Annotated in this window: 23 protein-coding genes; 9 read left to right on the top strand and 14 right to left on the bottom strand. The window is 70.0% G+C overall.

Annotated features, from left to right (window positions below; translation table 11 throughout):
* Positions 1–28 precede the first annotated feature (28 nt).
* The 4 genes from LXM50_RS01910 to LXM50_RS01895 form a co-directional block, all read right to left on the bottom strand.
* Positions 29–1,627 (bottom strand): ABC-F family ATP-binding cassette domain-containing protein, encoded by a 1,599-nt coding sequence (locus LXM50_RS01910; RefSeq protein WP_308192499.1) that lies wholly within the window; start codon positions 1,625–1,627, stop codon positions 29–31.
* A gap of 105 nt (positions 1,628–1,732) precedes the next feature.
* Positions 1,733–2,335: an energy-coupling factor transporter transmembrane component T gene (locus LXM50_RS01905; RefSeq protein ID WP_233309410.1), complete on the bottom strand. Its 603-nt coding sequence runs from the start codon at positions 2,333–2,335 to the stop codon at positions 1,733–1,735.
* A gap of 9 nt (positions 2,336–2,344) precedes the next feature.
* Positions 2,345–3,022 (bottom strand): energy-coupling factor ABC transporter ATP-binding protein, encoded by a 678-nt coding sequence (locus LXM50_RS01900; protein ID WP_233309409.1) that lies wholly within the window; start codon positions 3,020–3,022, stop codon positions 2,345–2,347.
* Positions 3,012–3,581 carry a biotin transporter BioY gene (locus LXM50_RS01895; protein WP_233309408.1) on the bottom strand — a complete coding sequence of 190 codons (570 nt, stop codon included), beginning with the start codon at positions 3,579–3,581 and terminating at the stop codon, positions 3,012–3,014. Before LXM50_RS01895 ends, LXM50_RS01900 begins: the two co-directional genes overlap by 11 nt.
* 97 nt (positions 3,582–3,678) lie before the next feature.
* Here LXM50_RS01895 and LXM50_RS01890 point away from each other — a divergent pair, with 97 nt between their 5' ends.
* Positions 3,679–4,251 (top strand): TetR family transcriptional regulator, encoded by a 573-nt coding sequence (locus tag LXM50_RS01890; RefSeq protein ID WP_233309407.1) that lies wholly within the window; start codon positions 3,679–3,681, stop codon positions 4,249–4,251.
* Here LXM50_RS01890 and LXM50_RS01885 read toward each other — a convergent pair.
* The 7 genes from LXM50_RS01885 to sufB form a co-directional block, all read right to left on the bottom strand.
* Complete coding sequence (locus LXM50_RS01885; RefSeq protein WP_233309406.1) at positions 4,214–5,650, bottom strand: MFS transporter; 1,437 nt, start codon at positions 5,648–5,650, stop codon at positions 4,214–4,216. The two genes, LXM50_RS01890 and LXM50_RS01885, sit on opposite strands and share 38 nt — an antisense overlap.
* On the bottom strand, positions 5,647–6,822 hold the full coding sequence (locus tag LXM50_RS01880; protein WP_233309405.1) for a MalY/PatB family protein: 1,176 nt from the start codon (positions 6,820–6,822) through the stop codon (positions 5,647–5,649). Before LXM50_RS01880 ends, LXM50_RS01885 begins: the two co-directional genes overlap by 4 nt.
* 76 nt (positions 6,823–6,898) lie before the next feature.
* Positions 6,899–7,228: a metal-sulfur cluster assembly factor gene (locus LXM50_RS01875; RefSeq protein WP_045252088.1), complete on the bottom strand. Its 330-nt coding sequence runs from the start codon at positions 7,226–7,228 to the stop codon at positions 6,899–6,901.
* A gap of 9 nt (positions 7,229–7,237) precedes the next feature.
* Complete coding sequence (gene sufC / locus LXM50_RS01870; protein ID WP_233309404.1) at positions 7,238–8,008, bottom strand: Fe-S cluster assembly ATPase SufC; 771 nt, start codon at positions 8,006–8,008, stop codon at positions 7,238–7,240.
* 46 nt (positions 8,009–8,054) lie between these two features.
* A complete protein-coding gene (locus LXM50_RS01865) occupies positions 8,055–8,390 on the bottom strand; it encodes a non-heme iron oxygenase ferredoxin subunit (RefSeq protein WP_233309403.1) in 336 nt (111 codons plus the stop codon).
* A complete protein-coding gene (gene sufD / locus LXM50_RS01860) occupies positions 8,387–9,589 on the bottom strand; it encodes a Fe-S cluster assembly protein SufD (protein WP_233309402.1) in 1,203 nt (400 codons plus the stop codon). The genes LXM50_RS01865 and sufD overlap by 4 nt, the downstream gene beginning before the upstream one ends.
* A 1-nt stretch (position 9,590) precedes the next feature.
* Positions 9,591–11,009: a Fe-S cluster assembly protein SufB gene (sufB, locus tag LXM50_RS01855; protein WP_105687815.1), complete on the bottom strand. Its 1,419-nt coding sequence runs from the start codon at positions 11,007–11,009 to the stop codon at positions 9,591–9,593.
* Between the two features lie 250 nt (positions 11,010–11,259).
* Between sufB and LXM50_RS01850 the strand changes: the two genes are divergently transcribed.
* Entirely contained in the window at positions 11,260–12,273 is a 1,014-nt protein-coding gene (locus LXM50_RS01850) for a heme A synthase (RefSeq protein WP_233309401.1), read from the top strand.
* A gap of 12 nt (positions 12,274–12,285) precedes the next feature.
* On the opposite strand, the gene LXM50_RS01845 is transcribed toward LXM50_RS01850, so the two are convergent.
* Entirely contained in the window at positions 12,286–13,257 is a 972-nt protein-coding gene (locus LXM50_RS01845) for a hypothetical protein (protein ID WP_233309400.1), read from the bottom strand.
* Between the two features lie 281 nt (positions 13,258–13,538).
* Between LXM50_RS01845 and LXM50_RS01840 the strand changes: the two genes are divergently transcribed.
* On the top strand, positions 13,539–14,036 hold the full coding sequence (locus tag LXM50_RS01840; protein ID WP_233309399.1) for a hypothetical protein: 498 nt from the start codon (positions 13,539–13,541) through the stop codon (positions 14,034–14,036).
* Here LXM50_RS01840 and LXM50_RS01835 read toward each other — a convergent pair.
* Entirely contained in the window at positions 13,982–14,914 is a 933-nt protein-coding gene (locus LXM50_RS01835; RefSeq protein WP_233309398.1) for a heme o synthase, read from the bottom strand. The two genes, LXM50_RS01840 and LXM50_RS01835, sit on opposite strands and share 55 nt — an antisense overlap.
* Positions 14,915–15,185: 271 nt before the next feature.
* On the opposite strand from LXM50_RS01835, the gene tkt reads away from it, so the two are divergent.
* Genes tkt through pgl form a run of 6 tightly spaced genes read left to right on the top strand, consistent with a single transcriptional unit; the run spans position 15,186 to position 23,337 of the window.
* On the top strand, positions 15,186–17,288 hold the full coding sequence (gene tkt / locus LXM50_RS01830) for a transketolase (RefSeq protein ID WP_233309397.1): 2,103 nt from the start codon (positions 15,186–15,188) through the stop codon (positions 17,286–17,288).
* 21 nt (positions 17,289–17,309) lie between these two features.
* On the top strand, positions 17,310–18,422 hold the full coding sequence (tal, locus tag LXM50_RS01825; RefSeq protein ID WP_233309396.1) for a transaldolase: 1,113 nt from the start codon (positions 17,310–17,312) through the stop codon (positions 18,420–18,422).
* The gene (locus tag LXM50_RS01820; protein ID WP_233309395.1) at positions 18,419–20,038 is read left to right on the top strand and encodes a glucose-6-phosphate isomerase; all 1,620 of its coding nucleotides are present in this window, start codon (positions 18,419–18,421) and stop codon (positions 20,036–20,038) included. Before tal ends, LXM50_RS01820 begins: the two co-directional genes overlap by 4 nt.
* A 37-nt stretch (positions 20,039–20,075) precedes the next feature.
* The gene (gene zwf / locus LXM50_RS01815) at positions 20,076–21,623 is read left to right on the top strand and encodes a glucose-6-phosphate dehydrogenase (RefSeq protein WP_233309394.1); all 1,548 of its coding nucleotides are present in this window, start codon (positions 20,076–20,078) and stop codon (positions 21,621–21,623) included.
* Positions 21,620–22,555 (top strand): glucose-6-phosphate dehydrogenase assembly protein OpcA, encoded by a 936-nt coding sequence (locus tag LXM50_RS01810; RefSeq protein WP_233309393.1) that lies wholly within the window; start codon positions 21,620–21,622, stop codon positions 22,553–22,555. The genes zwf and LXM50_RS01810 overlap by 4 nt, the downstream gene beginning before the upstream one ends.
* A 2-nt stretch (positions 22,556–22,557) precedes the next feature.
* Positions 22,558–23,337, top strand: a complete 780-nt coding sequence (pgl, locus tag LXM50_RS01805; RefSeq protein ID WP_233309392.1) for a 6-phosphogluconolactonase — start codon at positions 22,558–22,560, stop codon at positions 23,335–23,337.
* Between the two features lie 31 nt (positions 23,338–23,368).
* Here the strand turns inward: pgl and LXM50_RS01800 are convergent, their stop codons facing one another.
* Positions 23,369–24,526: a DMT family transporter gene (locus LXM50_RS01800; RefSeq protein WP_233309547.1), complete on the bottom strand. Its 1,158-nt coding sequence runs from the start codon at positions 24,524–24,526 to the stop codon at positions 23,369–23,371.
* Positions 24,527–24,560 lie beyond the last annotated feature (34 nt).

Below are 24,560 nucleotides of genomic sequence, written 5' to 3'. Positions count from 1 at the left end.
CGCCCCGGGGGTCGGCAGCGAGCGAGATTCAGGCGAGCTCGATGAGGTCCTGGTAGTCCTTCGACCAGATGTCCTCGACGCCGTCGGGCAGGATCAGGACGCGCTCCGGGTTCAGCGAGGCGACGGCGCCCGGGTCGTGCGAGACGAGCACCACGGCGCCCTCGTAGTGCGCGAGCGCACCCAGGATCTCCTCGCGGGACGCCGGGTCGAGGTTGTTCGTGGGCTCGTCGAGGAGCAGCATGTTGGCCGAGGAGACGACCAGCGTCGCGAGGGAGAGGCGGGTCTTCTCCCCTCCGGAGAGGACGCCGGCGGGCTTGAGCACGTCATCACCGGTGAATAGGAAGGATCCGAGCACCTTGCGCGCCTCGGTCTCGTTGATGTCGGGCGCGGCCGACATCATGTTCTCCAGCACCGAGCGCGACACATCGAGGTTCTCGTGCTCCTGCGCGTAGTAGCCGACCTTCAGGCCGTGCCCCGGTTCGAGCTGGCCGGTGTCGGGCTCGTCGACGCCGGCGAGGATCCGCAGCAGCGTCGTCTTCCCGGCGCCGTTGAGGCCCAGCACGACCACCTTGGAGCCGCGGTCGATCGCCAGGTCGACGTCGGTGAAGATCTCGAGCGAGCCGTACGACTTCGACAGTCCTGAGGCCATGAGGGGGGTCTTCCCGCACGGGGCGGGCTTGGGGAACCGCAGCTTGGCGACGCGGTCAACCTGACGCACCTCCTCGAGACCGGCGAGCAGCTTCTCGGCGCGGGCGACCATCTGATGCGCGGCGGCCGCCTTGCTCGCCTTCGCGCCGAAGCGCGCGGCCTGCTGCTGCAGGGTCGTCGCCTTCTTCTCGGCGTTGGCGCGCTCCTTCTTGCGCCGCTCCTCGTCTGCCACCCGCTGGCGCAGGTAGTTCTTCCAGTTCATGTTGTAGATGTCGATCATCTGGCGGTTCGCGTCCAGGTAGAACACCCGGTTCACGGTCTCGCCGACCAGCTCGACGTCGTGGCTGATCACGATCAGCCCGCCCTTGTAGCCCTTGAGGAACTCGCGCAGCCAGACCACACTGTCCGCGTCGAGGTGGTTGGTGGGCTCGTCCAGGATCATCGTCTCGGCGTCCGAGAACAGGATCCGGGCGAGCTCGATGCGCCGGCGCTGACCACCGGAGAGCGTCTTCAGCGGCTGGTCGAGGATCCGGTCCGGCAGCGAGAGATTGTTCGCGATCGACGCGGCTTCGGCCTCGGCCGCGTACCCGCCCAGCGCCTCGAACCGCTCGGTGAGGTTGCCGAAGCGCTTCATCGCCTTCTCGGCGACGGCCGGGTCGGCGGAGCCCATCTGCTCGGACGCCTCGCGCATGCCCAGCTGCAGGGAGCCGAGGCCGCGCGCGTCGAGGATCCGGGTGCGCGCGAGCATCTCCGGGTCTCCGGAACGCGGGTCCTGCGGCAGATAGCCCAGCTCGCCACTGCGCTCGACCTTGCCGTCGGCGGAGATCAGGTCCCCCGCCAGCACCTTCGTCAGTGTCGTCTTGCCGGCGCCGTTGCGGCCGACGAGACCGATCTTGTCGCCATCGGCGACGCGGAAGGAGACGTTCTCCATGAGGAGACGCGCTCCCACGCGGATCTCGAGGTCGTGCACGGCGAGCACAGCGGACGTCCGTTCTTCAGAGGGGGGTGAGCGGCCGGATGGCCAGCCTCCCAGTATAGGACGCGCGACGGGACCGGATCTGCGTGTCCGCGGCGGGAGGGACGCTCATCCGAGTCCGCGCGCCGCGAGCGCCTCCCCCACCGCGTCGGCGTGCCGAAGGGTGCGCACGAGCAGCGGAACCGCCACCCTCGGTCCCAGTCGCACGCCTCGGGCGTCCTGGGCCTCGCGGACGGCGCGCACGAAACCGCCGACGACCGGAACCATGGTGAGGGTGAGCGAGAGCACCAGCGCGACCGATTCCGCATCGACGCCGAGCGGCCGCAGTGGTCTGAGGAGCCGCGCGATGACCGCCATCAGGGCGCTTGTCGAGGTAGTACGGGTGAGCAGCTCCGCGAGCAGCAGGAGCGCCACGAGTCTTCCCGTGTTCACGATCGCCGCCGGCACCCCGACGAAGACCACGAGTGCCGCGCCGAGGATGAGCACGAGCCAGCGCAGGCGCCACCATGCCTGTCCCAGGGCGCGCAGGCCGAGTCGCGCGAGCAGGAACAGCGCACTGACCGCCACCGCCGCGCCGCATGCGACGACAGCGGCCCCCTGCGTCGCCGGGAGGAACGAGAGGACGAGCGCGCTCAGTGCCAGCAGCGCGAGCTTCACTCCGGCGGGTGTCCGGTGCAGGAAGCCGGATCCGGGACGGTAGAGCGAGATCATCGCGATGCCTCAGGCGCAGACCTGCAGGTACGCCGAGATCACATCGTCGGGCGCGCCCTGTGCGAGCACCCGCCCCTGCTCGATCAGCACGACCTCATCGCAGCGTCGGGCCAGGTCGAGGTCGTGGGTGACCAGGACGAGGGGCATCTCCAGCCCCAGCAGGGCATCGCCGATGCGACGGCTGTTGCGGAGGTCCAAGCGCGTGGTGGGCTCGTCGGCGACCACGAGATCCGGACGGCCGATCAGCACGGACGCCAGCGCCAGCAGCTGCTTCTGACCGCCGGACAGCTCCGTCGCCGGCGCGTCGCGCAGCGCCCCCAGGCCGCACCATTCCAGCGCCTCCTCCACGCGCGCGGTGCGCTCCGGTGCGGGGACATCGCGCAACGACAGCGCCAGGTCCTCGGCGGGCGTCGGCATCAGGATCTGCGCGTCCGGATCCGCGAACACGAATCCCACTCTGCGTCGCACGTCCCGGGTGTTCCGCACCGGATCGAGCCCGGCCACGCGCACCGACCCGGTGGTCGCCACATGAAGCCCGTTCAGCAGCCGGACCAGACTGGATTTGCCGGATCCGTTCGCGCCGATCACCGCGGTCCGTCGCGCGGTCAGCCGCAGCGAGACGTCCTCGAGGATCCTCCGCCCGTCGAGGTGCAGCGAGACCGCGCTCAGCTCGACGTCAGGCGACACGCGCGGTCGTCCGCAGGAATGCCCGCGGGTACGCGCGCTGCAGCGCGACGCACAGCACGGTGGCGACGACCGCCTTGAGGAGATCGCCCGGGAGGAACGCGAGACTCGACAGCGCCGTCACCCCGAGTGGCACCCCTGTGGCGAACGCCTGCACGGGGATCCCGAACAGATACACGACGCCGATGCCGCCAAGCACCGCGGCGAGACCGGCTCGCCACCACGTGACACGTCGCGCGCCCATGATCAGTCCGATCACGACGACACCCGCGAGCCAGCCGAGGAGGTAGCCGGCGCTCGGCCCGGCGAAGACCGCGAGGCCGCCTCGTCCGCCCGCCAGCACCGGGAGGCCGACCGCGGCGAGAGCGAGCACGGCGAGCACCGACAGCGGGGCCAGACGCGGACCGAGGATGAGTCCTGCGAGCATCACGCCGAGAGTCTGCGCCGTGATCGGCACGCCCCCGGGCAGCGGCACGATCACCAGCCCCAACGCGATGATCAGTGCGGCGAAGACGGCGATGCGGGCGGCGTCCGCGCCCCAGGGCCGGGAGGTCGAGGTCATGGGTTCCCCTTCGGATGTGCATGCGCGACGGATCCGGGCCGGCCGGCGCGCTACCTGAACAGTGTTCACCTGAACGCCGTTCAGTATACTCATCCGCATGACTCCCCCGCGCACCGGACGCCACGACCGCGATCACATCATCGGCGTCGCGCTCGACCTGCTCGACCGCTACGGCTTGCCCGATCTCACGATGCGCCGTCTGGCCACGGAGCTCGACGTGCAGCCCAGCGCCCTCTACTGGCACTTCGACAGCAAGCAGGACCTGCTCGCGGCGGTGTCGGACCGGATCCTCGCAGGCATCCCCGATCCGGCACCCGGCGACGACCTTCTCGGCGCGGCGCACGCGGTGCGGGATGCGCTGCTGTCGTACCGCGACGGCGCCGAGATCGTGATGAGCTCCGCGGCGCTGCGCCCGGGGAACTCTCGCGCGGAGGACGCGCTCCGCGCCGTGCTGTCGCCGACCGTTCCCGATGCAGACCTCGCGGCGACGGCCGTGCTGCAGTTCGTCCTGGGCCACACCACACTCGTGCAGCAGCGCATGCACGGCGAGAGCTACGGCGCTGCGAGCTCCACGGACACCCTGGACGGGCACGGCCGCGACGCGGCGGTGTTCGAAGCGGGCATCGCCCTGCTCAGCCGCGGAGCGGATCGGACGCCGGCACCGCGCTGACGGCATCTGCACGGGCTGCCCCGGGCCCGTCCCCGATGCGCAGTCCGGGGAGCACCGCGATCAGGATCGCCGCAGCCGAGACGGCGAAGACCACGGGGAATCCGGAGCCGGCGATCGGCAGGCTCACGAACAGCAGTCCGGCGAGGGCGATCGTCACCGCGGAGCCCGTCGAATCCGAGATCGAGAGCGCCGACGAGTTGAACCCCTCATCGACCGGCGACGAGTAGGCCAGGGTGAGCACGTTCAGACGGGGGTAGAGCAGCCCGATGCCGCCGCCCGCGATCCCCCAGAGTGCCACGACGGCCCACGGCATCGATCTCGACACGGCCAGGCCGATGAGCCCGAGGAGCGAGACCGACAGCAGCGCCAGGCCGATGACGACCATCCGCCGGCTGCCCAGTCTCTCGCCGTACCGGCCCTGCACCGCGGACGCACCCGACCAGGCGAGAGCAGACATGGTCAGGGCGAGTCCCGCGATCGTGGGGCTGAACTCGAACCGCTCCATGAGCATCCTCGGAACGTAGGCCTCGGCCGCGAAGAAGGCGCCGGCGACGAGCCCGCGCATCAGCACGACGCTGGGAAGCCCCGGTGCCGCGCGCAGCGTGCCGGCCGGCAGCAGCGGCCGGATCGCGAGAGCGATCGCGACGATGGCCGCGAGTGCGACCGGCCAGCCGATCTCCGGGGCGGCGTCGGAGGCGAACCCCACGGCGACAGCGGCGACCGCGACGACGACGGCGAGCAGGATCCGCACCCCGATCCGCCCGGCGGACGGCGGCGCAGGATCCTCGCCGCTGAGATCCCGATGCGTGCGCAGGTCGACCGCGCGGAGCCGGACGATGACCAGCAGGAAGGCGATCACGTTCAGCACGGCGACGCCGAGGAAGGTCCAGCGCCAGTGCAGGAACTGCGCGACGGCGCCGGCGAGGAACGGGCCGATCATCGAAGGGACGACCCAGGCGGCCGCGAAGGCGGCGAAGATGCGCCCGTGCAGCGACGGCGGGTAGACGCGGGCCACCACGACATACAACGCGACCGTCTGGCCACCGCCGCCGAGCCCCTGGATGAGCCGGCCCAGGACCAGCGTGTACATGTCCGTGGCGGCGCCCGCGATCACCAGACCCACGATGAACAGCGCGACCGCGGTGTACAACGGCGCCCGCGGTCCGGCTCTGTCACTCCACGCCCCGCTCGCCACCATGCCGATGACCCCGGTCGCGAGGGTCCCGGCGAAGGCCACCGCGTACAGCGCGTCGCCGTGCAGATCCGCCGCAACCAGGGGCATGACCGTGGTCACGGCCAGCGCCTCGATCGCACCGAGGAAGATGAGCACGACGGACCCGACCGTGATGCCGAGTCGATGCCGGTCCCAGATGGTCGCTGCGGCGACCGGTGCCGTCACCGCTGCACCAGCGCCGCGATCCGGAGCACCGCTTCGGTCAGCACTTCCGGCGAGCAGCCCAGGTTGATGCGGACGTGGCCACGACCTTCCGCGCCGAAGGTCGGGCCGCGGTTGAGCGCGACCTTCGCCTCGCGCAGGATCCGGCCGGCGGGGTCGTCCCCCCAGCCGAGGTCACGGAGGTCGACCCAGGCGAGGTAGCCCGCGTCCGGCAGCCGGTAGCGCGCGCCCGGGATGTGCTCGGCGAGCAGACGACCGAGCAGGCGCCTGTTGTCGTCGAGGGCGACGAGGAGCCCGTCCAGCCAGGCGTCGCTCGCAGGGTCCCAGGCAGCCACGGCCGCCATCGCGCCGAAGAGTCCTGTGCGCCACTCCACCTCGGGCGGGAGCCCGTGCACCATGGCGGCGGTCTGCTCGCTCGCGGTGACCATCACCGCGCACTTCAGGCCGGCGAGATTGTACGCCTTGCTCGCGCTGGTGACCGTGTAGCCGACCTCCGCCGCGAGCGGCGACGCGGCGAGGAACGGGGTGTAGTCGATCCCCGGCTGCACCAAGGGCGCGTGGATCTCGTCGCTCACCACAACCGCACCGTGCGCGGCGGCGATCTCCGCCAGGCGCGCCAGCACGGCGTGGCTGTGCACCGTGCCGGTGGGGTTGTGCGGGTTGCACAGCAGCACGGCGCGCGCGCCGTCGGCGAGAGCCCGTTCGATGCCGTCGAGGTCGAGCGTCCAGGATCCGTCCGCGTCGACGAGCGGGACGCGCTCGACGACGCCGCCGGCCTCCTCGATGCAGTCGAAGAACGGCGGGTACACCGGCGGCGCCACGACCACCCGGTCTCCCGGGGTCAGCACCGCACGCAGGATCTCGACGACGCCCATCATCACGTCGCACGTGGACCTGATGTGGGCGGGCTGCACACTCCAGCCGAAGCGACGCTGCGCATACGCGACGAACGCATCCCGGAGACCGGGGTCTGGAGGGGTGTACCCGGTGTCGCCCTGCTCGACCGCTTCGTGCAGGCGCCGGGTGATCGCGTCGGCGAGGGGGAAGTCCGTCTCCGCCACGAACAGCGGCAGCACGTCGTCAGGATACGTGCGCCATTTGGTGCTGGAGCGGCGGCGGAGCTGATCGAGCGGCAGCGCCCGGAGGGCTGCGGTGCGTGCGGCGGCGAAGGTCACCCTTCGAGCCTATCGACGCGGGAGCGCCGAAGGGCCCGACCCCGTCATACGGCGTCAGACCCTTCGATCGTGCGTGTCAGATCGCGAAGCCGAGCGCGCGCATCTGGTCGCGGCCGTCATCGGTGATCCGCTCCGGACCCCACGGCGGCATCCAGACCCAGTTGATGCGGAATCGGTCGACGACATCGTCCAGCGCCTGACCGGTCTGCTCCTCGAGCACATCGGTCAGGGGGCACCCGGCGCTCGTGAGCGTCATGTGGATGACGAGGGCGTCGTTCTCCTCGTCCCAGGAGAGATCGTAGATGAGGCCGAGGTCGACGACGTTGATCCCGAGCTCCGGGTCCACGACGTCCTTGAGCGCCTCGGTGACCTCGTCGTACTTCTCTCCGGTCAGCGTTGCCGTCATGCCTTCAGCCTACGCTTCGATGGGAGCGGCGGGGTCGAGGAAGCGGTCGTAGCCCTCGTCCTCGAGACGGTCGGCGAGCTCCGCACCGCCCTCTTCCACGATCTTGCCGGCGACGACCACGTGCACGTAGTCGGGGCGGATGTAGCGCAGGATGCGCGTGTAGTGCGTGATCAGCAGCACGCCGAGGTTCGTGTGCTCCTTCGCGCGGTTGACGCCCTCGGAGACGATCTTCAGAGCGTCGACATCGAGGCCGGAATCGGTCTCGTCGAGCACGGCGATCTTCGGCTTGAGCACCTCGAGCTGGAGGATCTCGTGACGCTTCTTCTCTCCACCCGAGAAGCCCTCGTTGACGTTGCGCTGTGCGAACTTCGGGTCCATGCGCAGGTTCGCCATCGACGCCTTGACGTCCTTGGTCCACTGGCGGATGGAGGGTGCCTCGCCATCCAGCGCGGTCTTCGCCGTGCGCAGGAAGTTGGTGACCGTGACGCCGGGGATCTCGACCGGGTACTGCATGGCGAGGAACAGGCCGGCGCGGGCGCGCTCGTCGACGCTCATCGCGAGGACGTCCTCGCCGTCGAGCGTGATCGAACCGCTGGTGACGGTGTACTTGGGGTGGCCGGCGATCGTGTACGCGAGCGTCGACTTGCCGGACCCGTTCGGGCCCATGATCGCGTGGGTCTCCCCCGTGCGCATGGTGAGGGTGATGCCGTTGAGGATCGGCGTGGTGCCCGCCTCGGTCTCGACGGTGACGTGCAGATCGGTGATCTCCAGGACAGTCATGGATGGTTCCTTCGTATTCGTGAAGCTTCGTGTACGGGCGCCGGGCTCAGAGGCCACTGACGTCCTTCGTGACGGTGGGGTCGATCATGAGGTCGTCTCCGACGATCTCCGTGACGTACACCGGGACCGGCTCGTAGGCCGGAAGGTTCAGCGGCTTGCCCGAGCACAGCGAGAACGCCGAGCCGTGCGCCCAGCACTCCAGCGTGGTGCCCTCGACGAACCCCTCGGACAGCGAGATGTCGCCGTGCGTGCAGGTGTCGCCGATCGCGTGGATCTCGCCCTCGGAATCGAGCACGACCGCGATCGGGACGCCGTCCAGCTCGACGCGCAGCGGAGTGTCCTCCTGCAGGTCGCTCACGGCGCAGGCCCGCTGGGGGGTCACGCGTTCACCGCCTGCAGCTCCAGCTCGATCGCGGCGAGCAGCTCCTCCTCCAGGGAGGGCACGCCGAGACGCTGCACGATGTCGCTGAGGAAGCCGAGGACGACGAGGCGACGAGCCTCCTCCTCGGTGATCCCCCGCGCCTGCAGGTAGAACAGCTGCTCGTCGTCGAAGCGTCCGGTCGCGCTCGCGTGGCCCGCACCGAGGATGTCCCCGGTCTCGATCTCGAGGTTCGGGATCGAGTCGGCGCGTGCACCCTCGGTGAGCACCAGGTTGCGGTTGGCCTCGTACGAGTCGGTGCCCGTCGCGTCGGGGCCGATCAGCACGTCGCCGATCCACACGCTGTGCGCGCCTTCGCCCTGCAGCGCGCCCTTGTACAGGACGTCGCCGACCGTGTGAGCGCCCTTGTGGTGCAGGTAGACCTGGCTCTCCAGGTGCTGTCCGGCATCCGCGTAGGACAGGCCGTACAGACGCGTCTCGGATCCGGCCCCCGCGAGCTCGACGTTCGGGTTGACCCGGACGACGCCGCCGCCGAAGCTGACGACGAAGTGCGTGAGCGTGGCGTCGCGGTCGACCCGGGCCTGGTGCGAGGCGGCGTGGATGGCGTCATCGGCCCAGCGCTGCACGCTGACCACGGTGAGCCGGGAGCCGTCGCGGGCGATGATCTCCACGTTCTGCGCGTACTGCGCGGCGCCGTGGTGATCGAGCACGACCGTTGCGCGGGAGTTCGGCATCGCCTCGATGAGGATCTGGCCGAACGCGCGCTTGCCCGCGTCCGTGCCGTCGATGTGGAGCACGATCGGCGCGTCGATCTCGTCGTTCTGCGGGATACGCAGGTGCAGGCCGCGGCGGGCGTGCTTCCAGGCCAGGGCGCTGGGCAGATCCTCCGGACGGAAGAACTCGCCGTAGGCGTCGGCCTCGTCGGGGACGAGGAAGGCCTCGACCCCGTCCAGGTCGATCGCCACGGCGTCATCGTCGCCGGGCTCGTCCGCCAGCAGCCCGGCGAGCTGGGCCACCGGCGTGTGCTTCCAGTTGACCTCGCGCCCCGTGGGAGCGCCGAAGTCGGCCGGGTCGTACGAGTGCGGGCGCTCCGAGCGGGTCTGCACCGGGACGGTCTTGTCCGCAGCCACGAGCTGGGCCGCGGGGTCGATGTGGGCGTGCGTGTCCTGCGCCTCCGCGGGCGCGGCAGTGGGGGCCGTCATCTCAGCCGACCGATCCTTCCATGCCCATCTCGATGAGCTTGTTCAGTTCCATCGCGTACTCCATGGGCAGCTCGCGCGCGATCGGCTCGATGAAGCCGCGCACGATCATCGCCATCGCCTCATCCTCGGGCATGCCGCGGGACTGCAGGTAGAAGAGCTGCTCCTCGCTGACCTTCGACACGGTGGCCTCGTGGCCGAGCTGCACGTCGTCGACGCGGATGTCGATCGCCGGGTAGGTGTCGCTGCGGGACTTCGTGTCCACGAGCAGCGCGTCGCAGCGCACCGTGTTGGCCGAGTGGTGCGCGTTCGCGTCCACCCTGACCTCGCCGCGGTAGCCGGCGCGCCCGCCGCCGCGGGCGATCGACTTCGACACGATCGAGGACTGCGTGTAGGGCGCCATGTGGATCATCTTCGCGCCGGCGTCCTGGTGCTGACCGGGACCGGCGAAGGCCACCGAGAGGGTCTCGCCCTTGGCGTGCTCGCCCATCAGGTAGATCGACGGGTACTTCATCGTCACCTTGGAGCCGATGTTGCCGTCCACCCACTCCATGGTCGCGCCCTCGTGCGCGACCGCGCGCTTGGTGACCAGGTTGTAGACGTTGTTCGACCAGTTCTGGATCGTCGTGTAGCGCACGCGGGCGTTCTTCTTCACGATGATCTCGACGACGGCGGAGTGCAGCGAGTCGCTCTTGTAGATCGGAGCGGTGCAGCCCTCGATGTAGTGCACATAGCTGTCCTCATCGGCGATGATCAGCGTGCGCTCGAACTGGCCCATGTTCTCGGTGTTGATCCGGAAGTAGGCCTGCAGCGGGATCTCCACGTGCACGCCCTTGGGGACGTAGACGAACGAGCCGCCGGACCAGACCGCGGTGTTCAGCGCGGCGAACTTGTTGTCGCCGGCCGGGATCACCGTGCCGAAGTACTCCTCGAAGAACTCGGGGTGCTCGCGCAGCGCGGTATCGGTGTCCATGAAGATGACGCCCTGCGCCTCCAGATCCTCGCGGATCTGGTGGTAGACGACCTCGGACTCGTACTGCGCGGCGACGCCGGCGACGAGGCGCTGACGCTCGGCCTCGGGGATGCCGAGGCGCTCGTAGGTCTCGCGGATGTCCTCCGGGAGGTCCTCCCAGCTCTGCGCCTGCTTCTCCGTGGAGCGCACGAAGTACTTGATGTTGTCGAAGTCGATCTCACTGAGGTCGGCGCCCCAGGTCGGCATCGGCTTGCGGCCGAAGAGCTGCAGACCCTTCAGACGGGTCTTCAGCATCCACTCCGGTTCGCTCTTGAGCGCCGAGATGCCCCGCACCACATCCTCGGACAGACCGCGTCGCGCGGTCGCGCCGGCGGCATCCGTGTCGTGCCAGCCGAACTCGTACACCCCCAGACCATCAAGCTCCGGGCGGTCGATCAGCACATCCGACATCACACTCTCCTCTTGGGCCGTAACGGTTCATCCGCCCCGGCACACCGTCGCTCCCGTCGAGTCTGCGGGGAACGGGTGCCGCTCATGGGCCCTCATCATGGACGCAAAGCATTCGCGCCTAAACTGTGTTGTCGATGGCAGAGCCATGCGCGTTCCGCGCTCCTGCGACCATCGCCAACACCTGAGATTCTACAGGTTCCCTCCGACATCCGGGCCGCAGTGCGCCCGCCGGAAGGGTTCCGGAGGAGCCATGCCCGAGATCGCACCACAGCCCGCCCCCCGCACCCGCTCCGGATTCCTGGGCCGAGTCCATGATTGGCTCCCCGATCGCGTCGACCTCCGCGTGCGGATCGCGGCCTGGGTCTCGCTCATCCTCGAGGTCGCGATCGTCGGCACCGGAGGCGCCGTGCGCCTCACCGATTCGGGCCTCGGCTGCGAGTGGCCGCTGTGCACGCCGGACTCGCTCTTCCCCACTGCCGCACAGAGCTACCACTCGCTCATCGAGTTCGGGAACCGCGGGCTCAGCTTCTTCGTGGGCCTCGCCGCGATCGCGGTGATCGTGCTCGTCTCGCGCCTCCGATCCGAGCGCCGTGATCTCTGGATCATGTCCTGGATCGTCTTCGCGGGCGTGCTCGTTCAGGCCGTCGTCGGCGGGATCCTGGTGATCTTCCAGCTGCACCCGAACATGGTCGCCTTCCACTACCTGGTCTCGCTGGCGCTCGTCGCGGTGTCGGCGGCATTCGTGGTGAGGATGGGACAGCTTCGGGGCGCGCGGGAGCGCGCCGTGCCCAAGGGCGTCGCCATCCTGGTGCACGTCACCTCCTTCGTCCTGGCGCTGACGGTGATCTTCGGCGTGCTCACGACCGGCGCGGGACCGCACTCCGGCGACCCTGCGGTGACGCTGCGGAACGGCTTCGACGCGACGATCCTCGAGCACGTGCACTCGTGGCCCGCCTACGCGCTGTTCGCGCTGACTCTGACGCTGCTCGTGATCGCGCTGACGAACTCGCTCGCCGCGATCCGCAACGCGGTGATCACGCTGCTCGCGATCGAGCTGGTCCAGATCGCCGTCGGCCTCTACCAGGCGCGCAACGCCCTGCCCCCGCTCGCCGTGGGCGTGCACATGGTGCTCGCCGCGATCCTCGTCGCGGCCTGCACGGCCCTCGTGCTGCGGCTGAAGCGCCCCGCCGCGACCTGGCCCGCAGCGGCGAGCGTGCAGGGCGCCGCTGCCGCGGACACCGAGTCCTCGAGCTCTCTCGGCTGAGCTGCTCGTCCGTCAGCCGGCGCTCCGATCGGCGCCCGGGCTGCCGTCCTGCGCCCAGGCGACCCCGAGGGCGAACAGCGTGGCGACACCGTAGCGCTCCATCGCCGCCGCGATCCTGCGCCTGCCGGTGCGCGGCGTGATGCCGAGCGAGCGGGACGCCGCATCGAGGGTCATCCCCCGCCGCATCCGGTGCAGCAGCTGACCGTACCCGCCGGGATCCCTCTCGACGGGACTGGCCTGCTGCCAGAGCTCCGCGAAATAGGCCTTCGCGAGCCCGGCGATCACCGGGCTCGCGACCGCCAGCACGCTCTGCGGCGCCGCCTCGCCCCACACCAGCGGCACCCCCGTGACATCCAGGTCGTCCACCCAGAACCAGCCCGGAGGGTCCGGCAGCATGCGGAACTCCACGCCGGAGTCGCGGAAGGCGCGCACCATGCCGGTCAGGTGCTCGTCGAGCGGCATCGCCGGGATGATCGCCTGCACCGAGGAGTAGGTCGACATCGCCGTGGCGAACGCCCTGCTGCGCTCGGGGCTGCTCGCACGATATCGATCGAGGTCGGTCAGCACCGCCCGCACCCGGCCACCGGACCCCACCCGGGATGCCTGGACGGCGAACCACAGGTCCTCAGCGGCGTGCGGACCGTGCGCGCTCTGCAGTGAGAGCCGGTCCTGGGCGACCGCCTCACCGAAGTTCCAGGACGAGGTGCGGCGCGCGACGGCGTCCAGGATCGCCGCGAGCTGATCGCTGCGGGCCTGCGCCTGGGCGCGTTCCGACTGAAGCACCCGCTCGATCGCGATCGCCGCGGCGTGAACCGGAGGATTGAGCAGGATCACCCCGTCCTGCAGGGCCAGGGCTCCCACGTCCGCGAGCCGCTCCAGGCTCGTCCGCACCGGACCGTGATCGAGTCCTGAACGCGCGACGACCGCATCCACGTCGAAGAGCCGCTCCCGCAGCAGTAGATCCAGCAGTTCGTCGTCGGTCATCTCATGTCCTCTTGCGGACAGTGCACGTATCGGTCCTTGCGCCGTCCTGATCAGGTCAGGTGGAATATGTCCTGGACGCTAGCAGGAGGCACGGGATCAGGGACGGATCCGCACCTGCATGCTGGGGACGCGGGTCCCGGCGCAGGGACGCCGGGACCTCACCTCGTCTCCCCCGGGGCGGCAGTCGACGCACCGGGCGGGCCTCGCCGACGCGACGGACACATACCGCCCTCATAGGCGACGCAGATCGGACGCACGAGTTCGCCGGTGAGGCTGGATCCATGACACGCGCATTGAATCGCAGCCTCCCGTTCTGGATCCTCGTGGTCGCCTCGATCGGCCTCGTCGCCGCAGGGCTTCTCACCGTCCTGGATCACCTCGCCACCATGACCGCCACCCTCAAGGACGGCAGCGCGACCGGACTCGAGGTGTACGGAGGTCAGTCCTGGATCGTGCTCGGTTCAGCCCTGATCGGAGCGGGAGCGCTGGGCGTTCTGCTCGCGCTCGCGCTCGCGGTCGTCTCGACGCTGCTCGGCGCCGCCACGGCACGGCCGGTCGACATCGCGCCGCTCGCGTTCGAGGACGTCGATGACATCGACGACGAGACCGGATCCGAGGCCGCCGACCCCGCAGGAGCGCTCGACGCTCCTGCCGCTCCGCACGAGATCGAGAAGCAGCAGCGGCAGAACCCGGCCGAGGTCGATGACGCGTCGGCCGACGAGGCTCAGAAGGGCAGCAGCGGGTCGACCGCGACGGCCACGAAGATCAGCGTCAAGTAGGTGATGGAGGCGTGGAAGACGCGCATCGGCTTGGCCGATGCGCCCTTCACCGCCTGCGCGTACAGCCGGTGCGACTCGTACACGAACCAGCCGCCGAAGACCAGCGCCGACACCGTGTAGACCAGGCCCATGCCGGCCACGGGGATCAGCAGCAGTGAGCACGCCAGCGTCGCCCACGCGTACAGGATGACCTGCAGGCCCACCTGCGAGGCGGAGCGGGTGACGCCGAGCATGGGCACGTCGACGTCGTCGTAGTCGTCCTTGTACTTCATCGACAGCGGCCAGTAGTGCGCCGGGGTCCACAGGAACACCAGCACGAAGAGCACGAAGGCCGGCCAGTCCAGCGAGCCGGTCACCGCCGCCCAGCCGATGAGGACCGGGAAGCACCCGGCGATGCCGCCCCAGATGATGTTCTGCTCGGTGCGACGCTTGAGGATCATCGTGTAGATGACGACGTAGAAGAAGATCGCGGCGGCCGAGAGCACGGCGGCGACCCAGTTGGTGGTCAGCCAGAGCCACCCGGTGGAGGCGACGGCGAGCACCCAGGAGAACACCAGGGCGCCGCGCGGAGAGACCTCCCCGGTGACCAGCGGGCGCTTCTCGGTGCGGTGCATGTGCGCATCGATGTCACGGTCGATGTACATGTTGAACGCCGCGGCGGATCCGGCGCTCATGGACCCGCCGATCACCGTCGCGGCAACCAGCCACAGGTTCGGCAGACCGTGCTGGGCGAGGAACATCACCGGCACGGTTGAGACGAGCAGGAGCTCGAGAACGCGGGGCTTGGTCAGTTCGACGTAGGCCTTGATGGTCCGCTTCAGAGAGCGCTCAGCGGCGACGGGCTCGATGGTGGTCGCGATGCTGACCGCCTCCTTCATGCGCACAAGGGAACAGTCTCATCCTACGGCACCGGGCGTAACACTCCGCCGCCTGAGAGAGGGGCGCGCAGAGGCGACCACCGTCCCGCGAAGCATGAGTGGACTGCCCTTCGATGGCATCGACACAGTTGGTCGCGACCAGACCCGTGCGGCGCGGGTCCGCACTATGCTGAAATCGCTCGCGCGCCCGTCAACGTGCCTCGCCCTTCCGTGAAGTCGCGGTCTGCGCGCAGACGATCGGGCGCTCTCATGTCTTGGAAAGGACTCCGGAGTGTCGGAACTGCTGTGGGAAGAGATCGATCGGCGCGCGGTAGACACCGCCCGGGTTCTGGCGGCGGACGCCGTGCAGAAGGTCGGCAACGGCCATCCGGGCACGGCCATGAGCCTGGCACCCGTGGCGTATCTGCTCTACCAGCGCGTGCTGCGTCACGACCCGGCCGACACCCACTGGATCGGCCGTGACCGGTTCGTCCTCTCCGTCGGGCACTCCTCGCTCACCCAGTACATCCAGCTCTACCTGGGCGGATTCGGCCTCGAGCTGACCGACCTCGAGGCGCTGCGCACCTGGGGCTCGCTGACCCCGGGCCACCCGGAGTACGGCCACACGAAGGGCGTGGAGATCACGACCGGCCCGCTCGGCCAGGGACTCGCCTCGGCCGTGGGCTTCGCGTACGCCGCCCGCTACGAGCGCGGCCTGTTCGACCCGGACGCCGCAGCGGGCACGAGCCCGTTCGACCACCACGTGTACGTGATCGCCGGCGACGGCGACCTGCAGGAGGGCGTGACCAGCGAGGCGTCCTCGCTCGCGGGCCACCAGCAGCTCGGCAACCTCATCGCCATCTACGACTCCAACCGCATCTCGATCGAGGGCGACACGAACGTCGCCTTCACCGAGGGCGTCCGCGAGCGCTACGAGTCCTACGGCTGGCAGGTGCAGCACGTGGACTGGGTGCGCACCGGCACCTACGTCGAGGACGTGAAGGAGCTCTTCGACGCGATCGAGCAGGCCAAGGCGGAGACCTCCAAGCCGTCCCTGATCATCCTGAACACGATCATCGGCTGGCCGGCGCCCAACAAGAAGGGCACCGAGTCGGTGCACGGGAACGCGCTGGGCGCGGACGAGGTCGCCGAGACCAAGGTCGTCCTGGGCTTCGATCCCGAGAAGTCCTTCGTCGTCGAGGACGCCGTGATCGAGCACACCCGCGAACTCGGCGCACGCGCGGCCGATGGCCGTGCCGCCTGGCAGCAGGACTTCGATGCCTGGGCCGCGGCCAACCCCGAGCGCAAGGCGCTGCTGGACCGCCTCGAGGCGCACGAGCTCCCCGAGGGCATCGAGGACGCACTCCCCGTGTTCGAGGCCGGGACCGAGCTCGCGACCCGCGCGGCCTCCGGCAAGGTCATCAATGCGCTGGCGCCCGAGCTCCCCGAGCTGTGGGGCGGATCCGCGGACCTCGCCGGATCCAACAACACCACGATCGCGGGTGCCAAGTCCTTCATCCCCGAGACCTGGTCCACGCACGACTGGAACGGCAGCCCCTACGGCCGCGTGCTGCACTTCGGCATCCGCGAGCACGCGATGGGCTCGATCCTGAACGGCATCGTGCTGCACGGCCCCACCCGGCCGTTCGGCGGCACGTTCCTGATCTTCAGCGACTACATGCGTCCCGCCGTGCGCCTGGCCGCGCTCATGAACGTGCCGAGCGTGTTCGTGTGGACGCACGACTCGGTCGCCCTCGGCGAGGACGGCCCCACGCACCAGCCGATCGAGCAGCTCGCCTCGCTGCGCGCGATCCCCAACCTCACCGTGGTGCGCCCGGCCGACGGCAACGAGACCGCGGCGGCCTGGCTGGAGATCCTGCGCCGCCACGGCGGCCCCACGGGCATCGCGCTGACCCGCCAGAACGTCCCTAACTTCGCGCGCGGGACCGGAGACGCCACCGGCGACACGTTCGCCGCCGCGTCGAACACGGTCAAGGGCGCATACGTCCTGGCCGAGGCGCCGAGCGGCACCCCGGATGTCATCCTCATCGCCACCGGCTCCGAGGTCCAGCTCGCCGTCGCCGCCCGCGAGACGCTGGCAGCGGAAGGCGTCAACGCCCGCGTGGTGTCCGCGCCGTCGCTGGAGTGGTTCGCCGAGCAGGACGAGGCTTACCGCGAGTCGGTGCTGCCGTCCGGAGTCAGGGCCCGCGTCTCCGTCGAGGCCGGTTCCACGCTGACCTGGCACGGCATCGTGGGCTCGACCGGTCGCTCGGTCGGCATCGACCACTTCGGAGCCTCGGCCGACTACAAGACGCTGTTCCAGAAGTTCGGCATCACCGCCGAGGCCGTCGTCGCCGCGGCCCACGAGACCATCGCCGCCAATGCGGCCGCATAAGCACGGATCCGAGGAGAACGCATGACCACCCCCACCGCCGCACTCGCCGACGCCGGAGTCTCGATCTGGCTGGACGACCTGTCCCGCACCCGGATCCAGTCCGGCAACCTCGCCGAACTCATCGGCACCCGCAACGTCGTGGGCGTGACCACGAACCCGACGATCTTCGCGAACTCGATCACGAACCCCTCCGACACGTCGTACGACGCGCAGGTCGCGGAGCTCGCCGCCCGTGGCGCCACCGCCGAGGAGGCCATCCTGGAGGCGACCACGCAGGACGTCCGCGACGCGCTCGACGTCTTCCGTCCCGTGTGGGAGCAGACCGGGCACGTCGATGGCCGCGTGTCGATCGAGGTCTCCCCCGACCTCGCGCACGACACCGAGGGCACCACCGCGCAGGCCAAGGAGCTGTGGACGAAGGTCGACCGGCCGAACCTGCTCGTGAAGATCCCGGCCACCAAGGCCGGTCTTCCGGCGATCACGGCGGCGATCGCGGAGGGGATCAGCATCAACGTCACGCTGATCTTCAGCCTGGAGCGCTACGCCGAGGTCATCGACGCCTACCTCACCGGCCTCGAGCAGGCCGCGGCGGCCGGCCACGACCTGTCCACGATCCACTCGGTCGCCTCGTTCTTCGTGTCGCGCGTCGACACCGAGACGGACAAGCGCCTCACTGCGATCGGCACCGATGAGGCCACGGCCCTCAAGAGCAAGGCCGGTCTCGCGAACGCCCGCCTCGCCTACGAGCTCTACGAGCAGACCTTCGCCGGCGACCGCGCCGCCGCGCTGCTGGCCGCCGGCGCCAACCGCCAGCGGCCGCTCTGGGCCTCCACCGGCGTGAAGGACCCGGCACTGCCGGACACCCTCTACGTCACCGAGCTGGTCGCCCCGAACGTCGTCAACACGATGCCGGAGAAGACCCTCGAAGCGACCTACGACCACGGTGTGATCACCGGCGACACCGTCACGGGCGCGTACGAGGAGTCCCGCGAGGTGTTCGCGGGACTCGCCGCCGTCGGCGTGGACTTCGCCGACGTGACCCAGGTGCTCGAGGACGAGGGAGTCGAGAAGTTCATCGACTCCTGGCACGGCCTGCTCACCCAGGTTCGTGAGGGTCTGGACGCCCAGCGGTGAGTTTCCAGATCCACACGTCCGGAGCGCCGAAGGCCGCGATCGATGAGGTCGTGCCCCGGCTGGTGGGCGAACTGATCGCGTCCCGGATCACCGGCGGCGACCCCACCGTCTGGGGCGAGGCCGCCGAGGCCGAGGCGAGCGTCCGCCTCGGCTGGGTCGACGCCGTCTCGGTGTCGCGTCCACTGCTGCCGGAGATCCACGCGCTGCGCGACGAGCTGGCGGGCAAGGGCATCACGCGGGTCGTGCTGGCCGGGATGGGAGGATCCTCGCTCGCCCCCGAGGTCATCTCGCAGACCGCGGGCATCGACCTCACGATCCTCGATTCGACGTCGCCGGGGCAGGTGCTGGCCGCGATCGACGCAGGGCTCTCCGACGTGGTTCTGGTGGTGTCGTCCAAGTCCGGATCCACGGTCGAGACGGACTCGCAGCGCCGCACCTTCGAGACTGCGTTCCGCGATGTCGGGATCGACCCCGTCGAGCGCATCGTCGTGGTCACCGACCCCGGATCGCCGCTCGACGAGTCGGCGCGCGCCGCCGGCTACCGGGTCTTCAACGCCGACCCGAACGTCGGCGGCCGATACTCTGCGCTCACCGCCTTCGGACTGGTTCCGTCTGGTCTCGCCGGCGTGGACATCGCGGAGCTGCTCGACGAGGCCGAGGCCACGCTGCTGCAGGTCGCGATCGACTCTGCCGAGAACCCGGCTCTTCTGCTGGGTGCGGCGATCGCCGCCAGCGCGCAGACTCCGGACGGTCCGCGACGGGACAAGCTGGGGCTGATCACCGACGGCACCCACATCGTGGGTCTGCCCGACTGGATCGAGCAGCTCGTCGCCGAGTCGACCGGCAAGGAGGGCACCGGGATCCTTCCCGTCGTGCTGCTCCCCGTCTCCCCCGAGGTGGAGGCGCAGCCCGCAGACCTGCAGCTGGTGCGCCTGGTCGACGAGGCCGACGAGTTCCACCTCCGCGAACGCCACCCCGGCGAGATCCTCGTCAGCGGCACGCTCGGCGCGCAGTTCGTGGTCTGGGAGCACGCCACCGCGATCGCGGGCTACCTGCTCGGGATCAACCCGTTCGACCAGCCCGACGTCGAGTCGGCGAAGGTCGCCACCCGAGGCCTGCTGGACGCGCGGCCGGAGCCGTCGCCGGCGGCCTTCGTGCAGGACGGGGTCGAGGTGCGCGCCTCCGACGCCGCTCTGCTCGCGCCGGGCACGATCGCCGGGGTGCTCGATGCTCTGTGGCGGACGCTGCCGGCAGACGGCTACGTGTCCATCCAGGCCTACGTGAACCGCCTCGAGATGCCGCAGCTGCAGGGCCTCCGCGAGCTCGTGGCCGCCGACTCCGGTCGACCCACCACGTTCGGCTGGGGTCCGCGGTTCCTGCATTCGACGGGCCAGTATCACAAGGGCGGCCCCGCCCAGGGCGTGTTCCTGCAGATCCTGGAGCGCACGGACGTGGACCTGGAGATCCCCGGCCGTCCGTTCACGTTCGGCCAGCTCATCGAGGCACAGGCCGCCGGCGATGCCGGCGTGCTCGCCGCGCACGGCCGCCCCGTCGTCACGCTGACGATCACCGAACCACAGGACGATGTGCTCGACCTCTTCGAGGCCGCGCAGTAGGCATCACCCAGAGAGCACTCAGGAGAATCCCCCACCGATGACTGTTCCCGTCTCCCGCGGCCGCAACCCGCTGCGCGATCCCGACGACCGCCGGCTGAGCCGGATCGCAGGGCCCAGCGCTCTGGTGATCTTCGGCGTCACCGGCGACCTGTCGCGCAAGAAGCTGATGCCCGCCGTCTACGACCTCGCCAATCGCGGCCTCCTGCCCCCCGGGTTCGCCCTGGTCGGGTTCGCCCGCCGCGACTGGGAGGACCAGGACTTCGCCCAGGTCGTCTACGACGCCGTCAAGGAGCACGCGCGCACCCCGTTCCGTGAGGAGACGTGGGCCCAGCTGCTGCAGGGCATCCGCTTCGTCTCCGGCGAGTTCGGCGATCCCGACGCGTTCCGGCGCCTGCGCGAGACCGTCGAGAAGCTCGACGTCGAACGCGGCACCATGGGCAATCACGCGTACTACCTGTCGATCCCGCCGAACCAGTTCCCGCTCGTGGCGCAGCAGCTGCGCGACTCCGGACTCGTCGAGGGCCATGAGGACGCGGATCACTGGCGACGCGTGGTGATCGAGAAGCCGTTCGGGCACGACCTCGCTTCGGCCCGGGCGCTGAACGACGCGCTCGAGGGAACCTTCCCCGCCGACTCGATCTTCCGCATCGATCACTACCTCGGCAAGGAGACGGTGCAGAACATCCTGGCACTGCGCTTCGCGAACGAGCTGTACGAGCCGATCTGGAACCGCAACTACGTCGACCACGTGCAGATCACGATGGCCGAGGACATCGGCGTCGGCGGCCGTGCCGGATACTACGACGGCATCGGCGCGGCCCGGGACGTCATCCAGAACCATCTGCTGCAGCTGCTCGCGCTCACCGCGATGGAGGAGCCGATCAGCCTTTCCGCCGAACACCTGCGTGCCGAGAAGGAGAAGGTGCTGGCGGCGGTGTCACTGCCCGACGATCTCTCCCTCGCGACGGCTCGTGGACAGTATGCGGGTGGCTGGCAGGGCGGCGAGCAGGTCACCGGGTTCCTCGACGAGGACGGCATGGATCCGGAATCCGCCACGGAGACCTACGCCGCGGTGAAGCTCGAGATCAACACCCGGCGCTGGGCGGAAGTGCCCTTCTACCTGCGCACCGGCAAGCGCCTCGGTCGTCGTGTCACCGAGATCGCCGTCGTCTTCAAGCGCGCGCCGGAGCATCTGTTCGGCAGCGGCCAGACCTCCGAACTCGGCCAGAACGCGCTGGTCATCCGCGTGCAGCCGGACGAGGGCGTCACCCTCCGATTCGGTTCGAAGGTTCCGGGCAGCGGCAGCAACGTCCGTGACGTGACGATGGACTTCGGCTACGGCCACGCGTTCACCGAGGCCAGCCCCGAGGCGTACGAGCGGCTCATCCTGGACGTGCTGCTCGGCGACCCGCCGCTGTTCCCGCGCCACGAGGAGGTCGAGCTCAGCTGGAAGATCCTCGACCCGGTGGAGCAGTACTGGGCTGCCGAGGGCGGCCCTGTGGAGCAGTACGCTCCCGGATCCTGGGGTCCGGCCTCCGCCGACGCCCTGCTCGCCCGCGACGGACGTGTCTGGAGGCGCCCGTGATCATCGATCTGCCCGACACCACCACCAGCCAGGTCGCGAAGAACCTGGTGAAGGCGCGCGAGGAGGGCGGCGTCGTCGCCCTCGGCCGCGTGCTGACGCTCATCATCGCCGCGACGGACGACGTCGCCGAATCCGCGATCGACGCCGCCAACGACGCGTCGCGCGAGCACCCGATGCGCGTGATCGTGCTGACCACCAGCGAGGGGGACTCGCGCCTCGACGCGCAGATCCGCGTCGGCGGCGACGCGGGCGCGAGCGAAGTCGTGGTGCTGCACGCCTACGGCGACGCCGCGAGCAACGAGGAGAGCCTCGTCACCGGTCTGCTGCTGCCCGACGCCCCCGTAGTGGTGTGGTGGCCCCGCGAAGCTCCGGAGGCCCCGGCTGCCTCTCCCCTGGGCCGCATCGCGCAGCGCCGCATCACCGATGCCGCGACCGCGCAGGACGTGCGCGCCCAGCTCGAGGTGCTCGGCCGCACGCACGTGCCCGGCGACACCGACCTCGCGTGGACCCGGCTCACGCACTGGCGGGAGCAGCTCGCGGCGGTGCTGGATCAGCCGCCGTACGAAGAGGTCACCGCCGTCGAGGTGCGCGGATCCGCGGCTTCTCCGTCCACGGCGCTGCTGGCCGGCTGGCTGCGTCTCGCGCTGGACGTGCCGGTGCGCTGGGCCTACGAGAGCCCGCAGGTGTGGCAGGAGGGCATCAAGTCGGTGCGTCTGACCCGTGCGAACGGTGACATCCTGCTGGAGCGGCCCGTGCCGGGTTCGGCCGTGCTCACGCAGCCCGGGCAGCCCGACCATGAGCTGCACCTGCCGCGGCGCACCCTCCGCGAGTGCTTGGCGGAGGAGCTGCGTCGCCTCGACCCCGACGTGCTCTACGGGCGCGTGATCACCGAGGGCTGGGAGCGGCTCGAGGCTCCGGAGCCGGTGGCCTGACGATGGCTGCGGATTCGCCCGCCAAGCGGGTCGTCATCAGCGAGGACCCGGCGTCACTCGCCCGGCTCGTCGCCGACCGGTTCCTCGTCCGCGTGCAGGCGCGGATCAGGGACGGACGACTCGCCCACGTCGCTCTCACCGGCGGCAGCATGGGATCCGCCGTGCTGAGGGCCGTCGCGGAGGACGCGCGCACGCCCCAGGTGGACTGGTCGCTCGTGCACTTCTGGTGGGGCGATGAACGTTTCGTGCCGGCGCAGGACCCCGACCGCAACGCAGGACAGGCCAGGACGGCGCTGCTGGACAGGATCCCTGTGCCTGCGGAGAACGTGCACGAGATGGCCGCGAGCGACGCAGGGCTGAGCCTGGATGAGGGCGCCGCGGCCTACGCCGCAGAGCTCGCACGCTTCGGTGATGCGGAGCGCGCCTGGCCGTCGTTCGCCGTGTGCTTCCTCGGAGTCGGGCCGGACGGACACATCGCCTCGCTCTTCCCGGACCACGCGGAGATCAGGGTGACCGATGCCGCGGTGCTGCCCGTGCGGAACTCGCCGAAGCCGCCGCCGGAGCGGATCACGCTGACCCGCCCGGTGATCAACTCCTCGAAGCGGGTGTGGCTCGTGCTCACCGGCGCCGAGAAGGCATCGGCTCTCGGGCTCGCCCTGGCGGGCGCGAACTACGAGAACGTACCGGCCGCGGGCGCCAAGGGACGCAAGCGCACCGTGTTCTTCGTCGATGAGGCAGCGGCCTCCGAGGTCGCGCCCGAGCTCATCGACGTCGACTACTGATGGACCATCGCCGGACCCGGTCCGGCGCCCGTCAGATCCGCGAGGATCCGTTTCCGCGCTCGTCGGCGTCGCCGCCGGTGCGGGGCGGGTCCTCGCGGCGTATCGGCGCGACGTTCGACGGCCACCCGGACTCCTCGAGCGGACTCGCGGGGGGCGTGGGGGGCACTGTGTCGTCGGAGGAGACGCGCGGCGCCGGGGCATCGATCCCAGCGGCCCCGGATGCGCTGACCCCACCGGAGCTCCCCCGCTCGATCGGCAGCTCCTGGCTCTCGCTGACGACCTGCGGATGGTAGCGGGCGAGCGTGACGACGCCCCACCCTGCGATCAGGCCGGAGACCCCGAAGGCGACGAACACCCAGACGGGTGCGGCGGCGCCCTCCTCCAGCACGAGCAGGCCGATCAGCACGGCCACCATCGGATCGATCACGGTGAGCCCGGCGATCACCAGGTCCGGCGGACCGGATCCGTACGCGGTCTGCACGAAATAGGCGCCCGCGGCGCCGGCCGCGATCAGCGCGATCACGCACACGGCGGTCAGCCAGTCGAACTGACCGGACTGGATGCGGCTGATCACCGCCTTCGCGAGCGTCGCCACGAAACCGTACAGGATGCCCGCACCGGTGACGTAGAAGAGCGCGCGCATGCGATGCCGGAGGATCAGCCAGCACGTGCCGAGCAGGATGATCACGAGCAGCAGGATCGTGAGGATCGTGAACAGCTGGGTCTCGCTGATCTTCCGCTCGACGGCGAACAGTGCGGCGAACAGCACGAAGATGAAGATGCCGCCCACGCACGCGAAGATCGACACCACGGAGCGCTTCGTCGGCGCGACGCCGCTCACCCGCGCGTTGAGCAGCGTGGTGATCACGAGCGCGATGGCACCGAGCGGCTGGACCACGATCAGGGGCGCCTTGGTGAGCGCTGCGAGCTGGCAGACGATCGCCAGGGCCAGCATGAGCGTGCCGACGATCCAGGACGGGCGCGTCAGCAGGCCTTTGACCTGCACCCAGCTGAGCCCGGTCGCCGCGTCCGATCCGCTCAGGCGCTCCACCTTCTCGACGCCGCGGTGCTGATACTGCGCACCGAGCGACATGAACACGGCCCCGGCGAGGGCCAGCGGGATGCCCATCAGCAGGCCAGGGTTCGCGAACACGCCGGCGAGGTGTTCGCCGACGTCCGCGGCCCCCATTTCCCTCGTCAGGTCCTCAAGCACCCTTCGAGCC

The sequence above is a fragment of the Microbacterium sp. Au-Mic1 genome (genome assembly GCF_021341785.1).
GTDB lineage: Bacteria > Actinomycetota > Actinomycetes > Actinomycetales > Microbacteriaceae > Microbacterium.
Note: the sequence above shows the minus strand (reverse complement) of the source record. Positions and strands in the feature narration are given on the sequence as shown.

Coding starts and splice junctions, on each gene's coding strand:
- LXM50_RS01905 (WP_233309410.1), bottom strand. CDS start 2,335: ATGATCTCGCTCTACCGTCCCGGATCCGGCTTCCTGCACCGGACACCC.
- LXM50_RS01895 (WP_233309408.1), bottom strand. CDS start 3,581: ATGACCTCGACCTCCCGGCCCTGGGGCGCGGACGCCGCCCGCATCGCC.
- LXM50_RS01890 (WP_233309407.1), top strand. CDS start 3,679: ATGACTCCCCCGCGCACCGGACGCCACGACCGCGATCACATCATCGGC.
- LXM50_RS01875 (WP_045252088.1), bottom strand. CDS start 7,228: ATGACGGCAACGCTGACCGGAGAGAAGTACGACGAGGTCACCGAGGCG.
- sufC (WP_233309404.1), bottom strand. CDS start 8,008: ATGACTGTCCTGGAGATCACCGATCTGCACGTCACCGTCGAGACCGAG.
- sufD (WP_233309402.1), bottom strand. CDS start 9,589: ATGACGGCCCCCACTGCCGCGCCCGCGGAGGCGCAGGACACGCACGCC.
- sufB (WP_105687815.1), bottom strand. CDS start 11,009: ATGTCGGATGTGCTGATCGACCGCCCGGAGCTTGATGGTCTGGGGGTG.
- LXM50_RS01850 (WP_233309401.1), top strand. CDS start 11,260: ATGCCCGAGATCGCACCACAGCCCGCCCCCCGCACCCGCTCCGGATTC.
- LXM50_RS01845 (WP_233309400.1), bottom strand. CDS start 13,257: ATGACCGACGACGAACTGCTGGATCTACTGCTGCGGGAGCGGCTCTTC.
- LXM50_RS01840 (WP_233309399.1), top strand. CDS start 13,539: ATGACACGCGCATTGAATCGCAGCCTCCCGTTCTGGATCCTCGTGGTC.
- LXM50_RS01835 (WP_233309398.1), bottom strand. CDS start 14,914: ATGAAGGAGGCGGTCAGCATCGCGACCACCATCGAGCCCGTCGCCGCT.
- tal (WP_233309396.1), top strand. CDS start 17,310: ATGACCACCCCCACCGCCGCACTCGCCGACGCCGGAGTCTCGATCTGG.
- zwf (WP_233309394.1), top strand. CDS start 20,076: ATGACTGTTCCCGTCTCCCGCGGCCGCAACCCGCTGCGCGATCCCGAC.
- pgl (WP_233309392.1), top strand. CDS start 22,558: ATGGCTGCGGATTCGCCCGCCAAGCGGGTCGTCATCAGCGAGGACCCG.
- LXM50_RS01800 (WP_233309547.1), bottom strand. CDS start 24,526: ATGGGGGCCGCGGACGTCGGCGAACACCTCGCCGGCGTGTTCGCGAAC.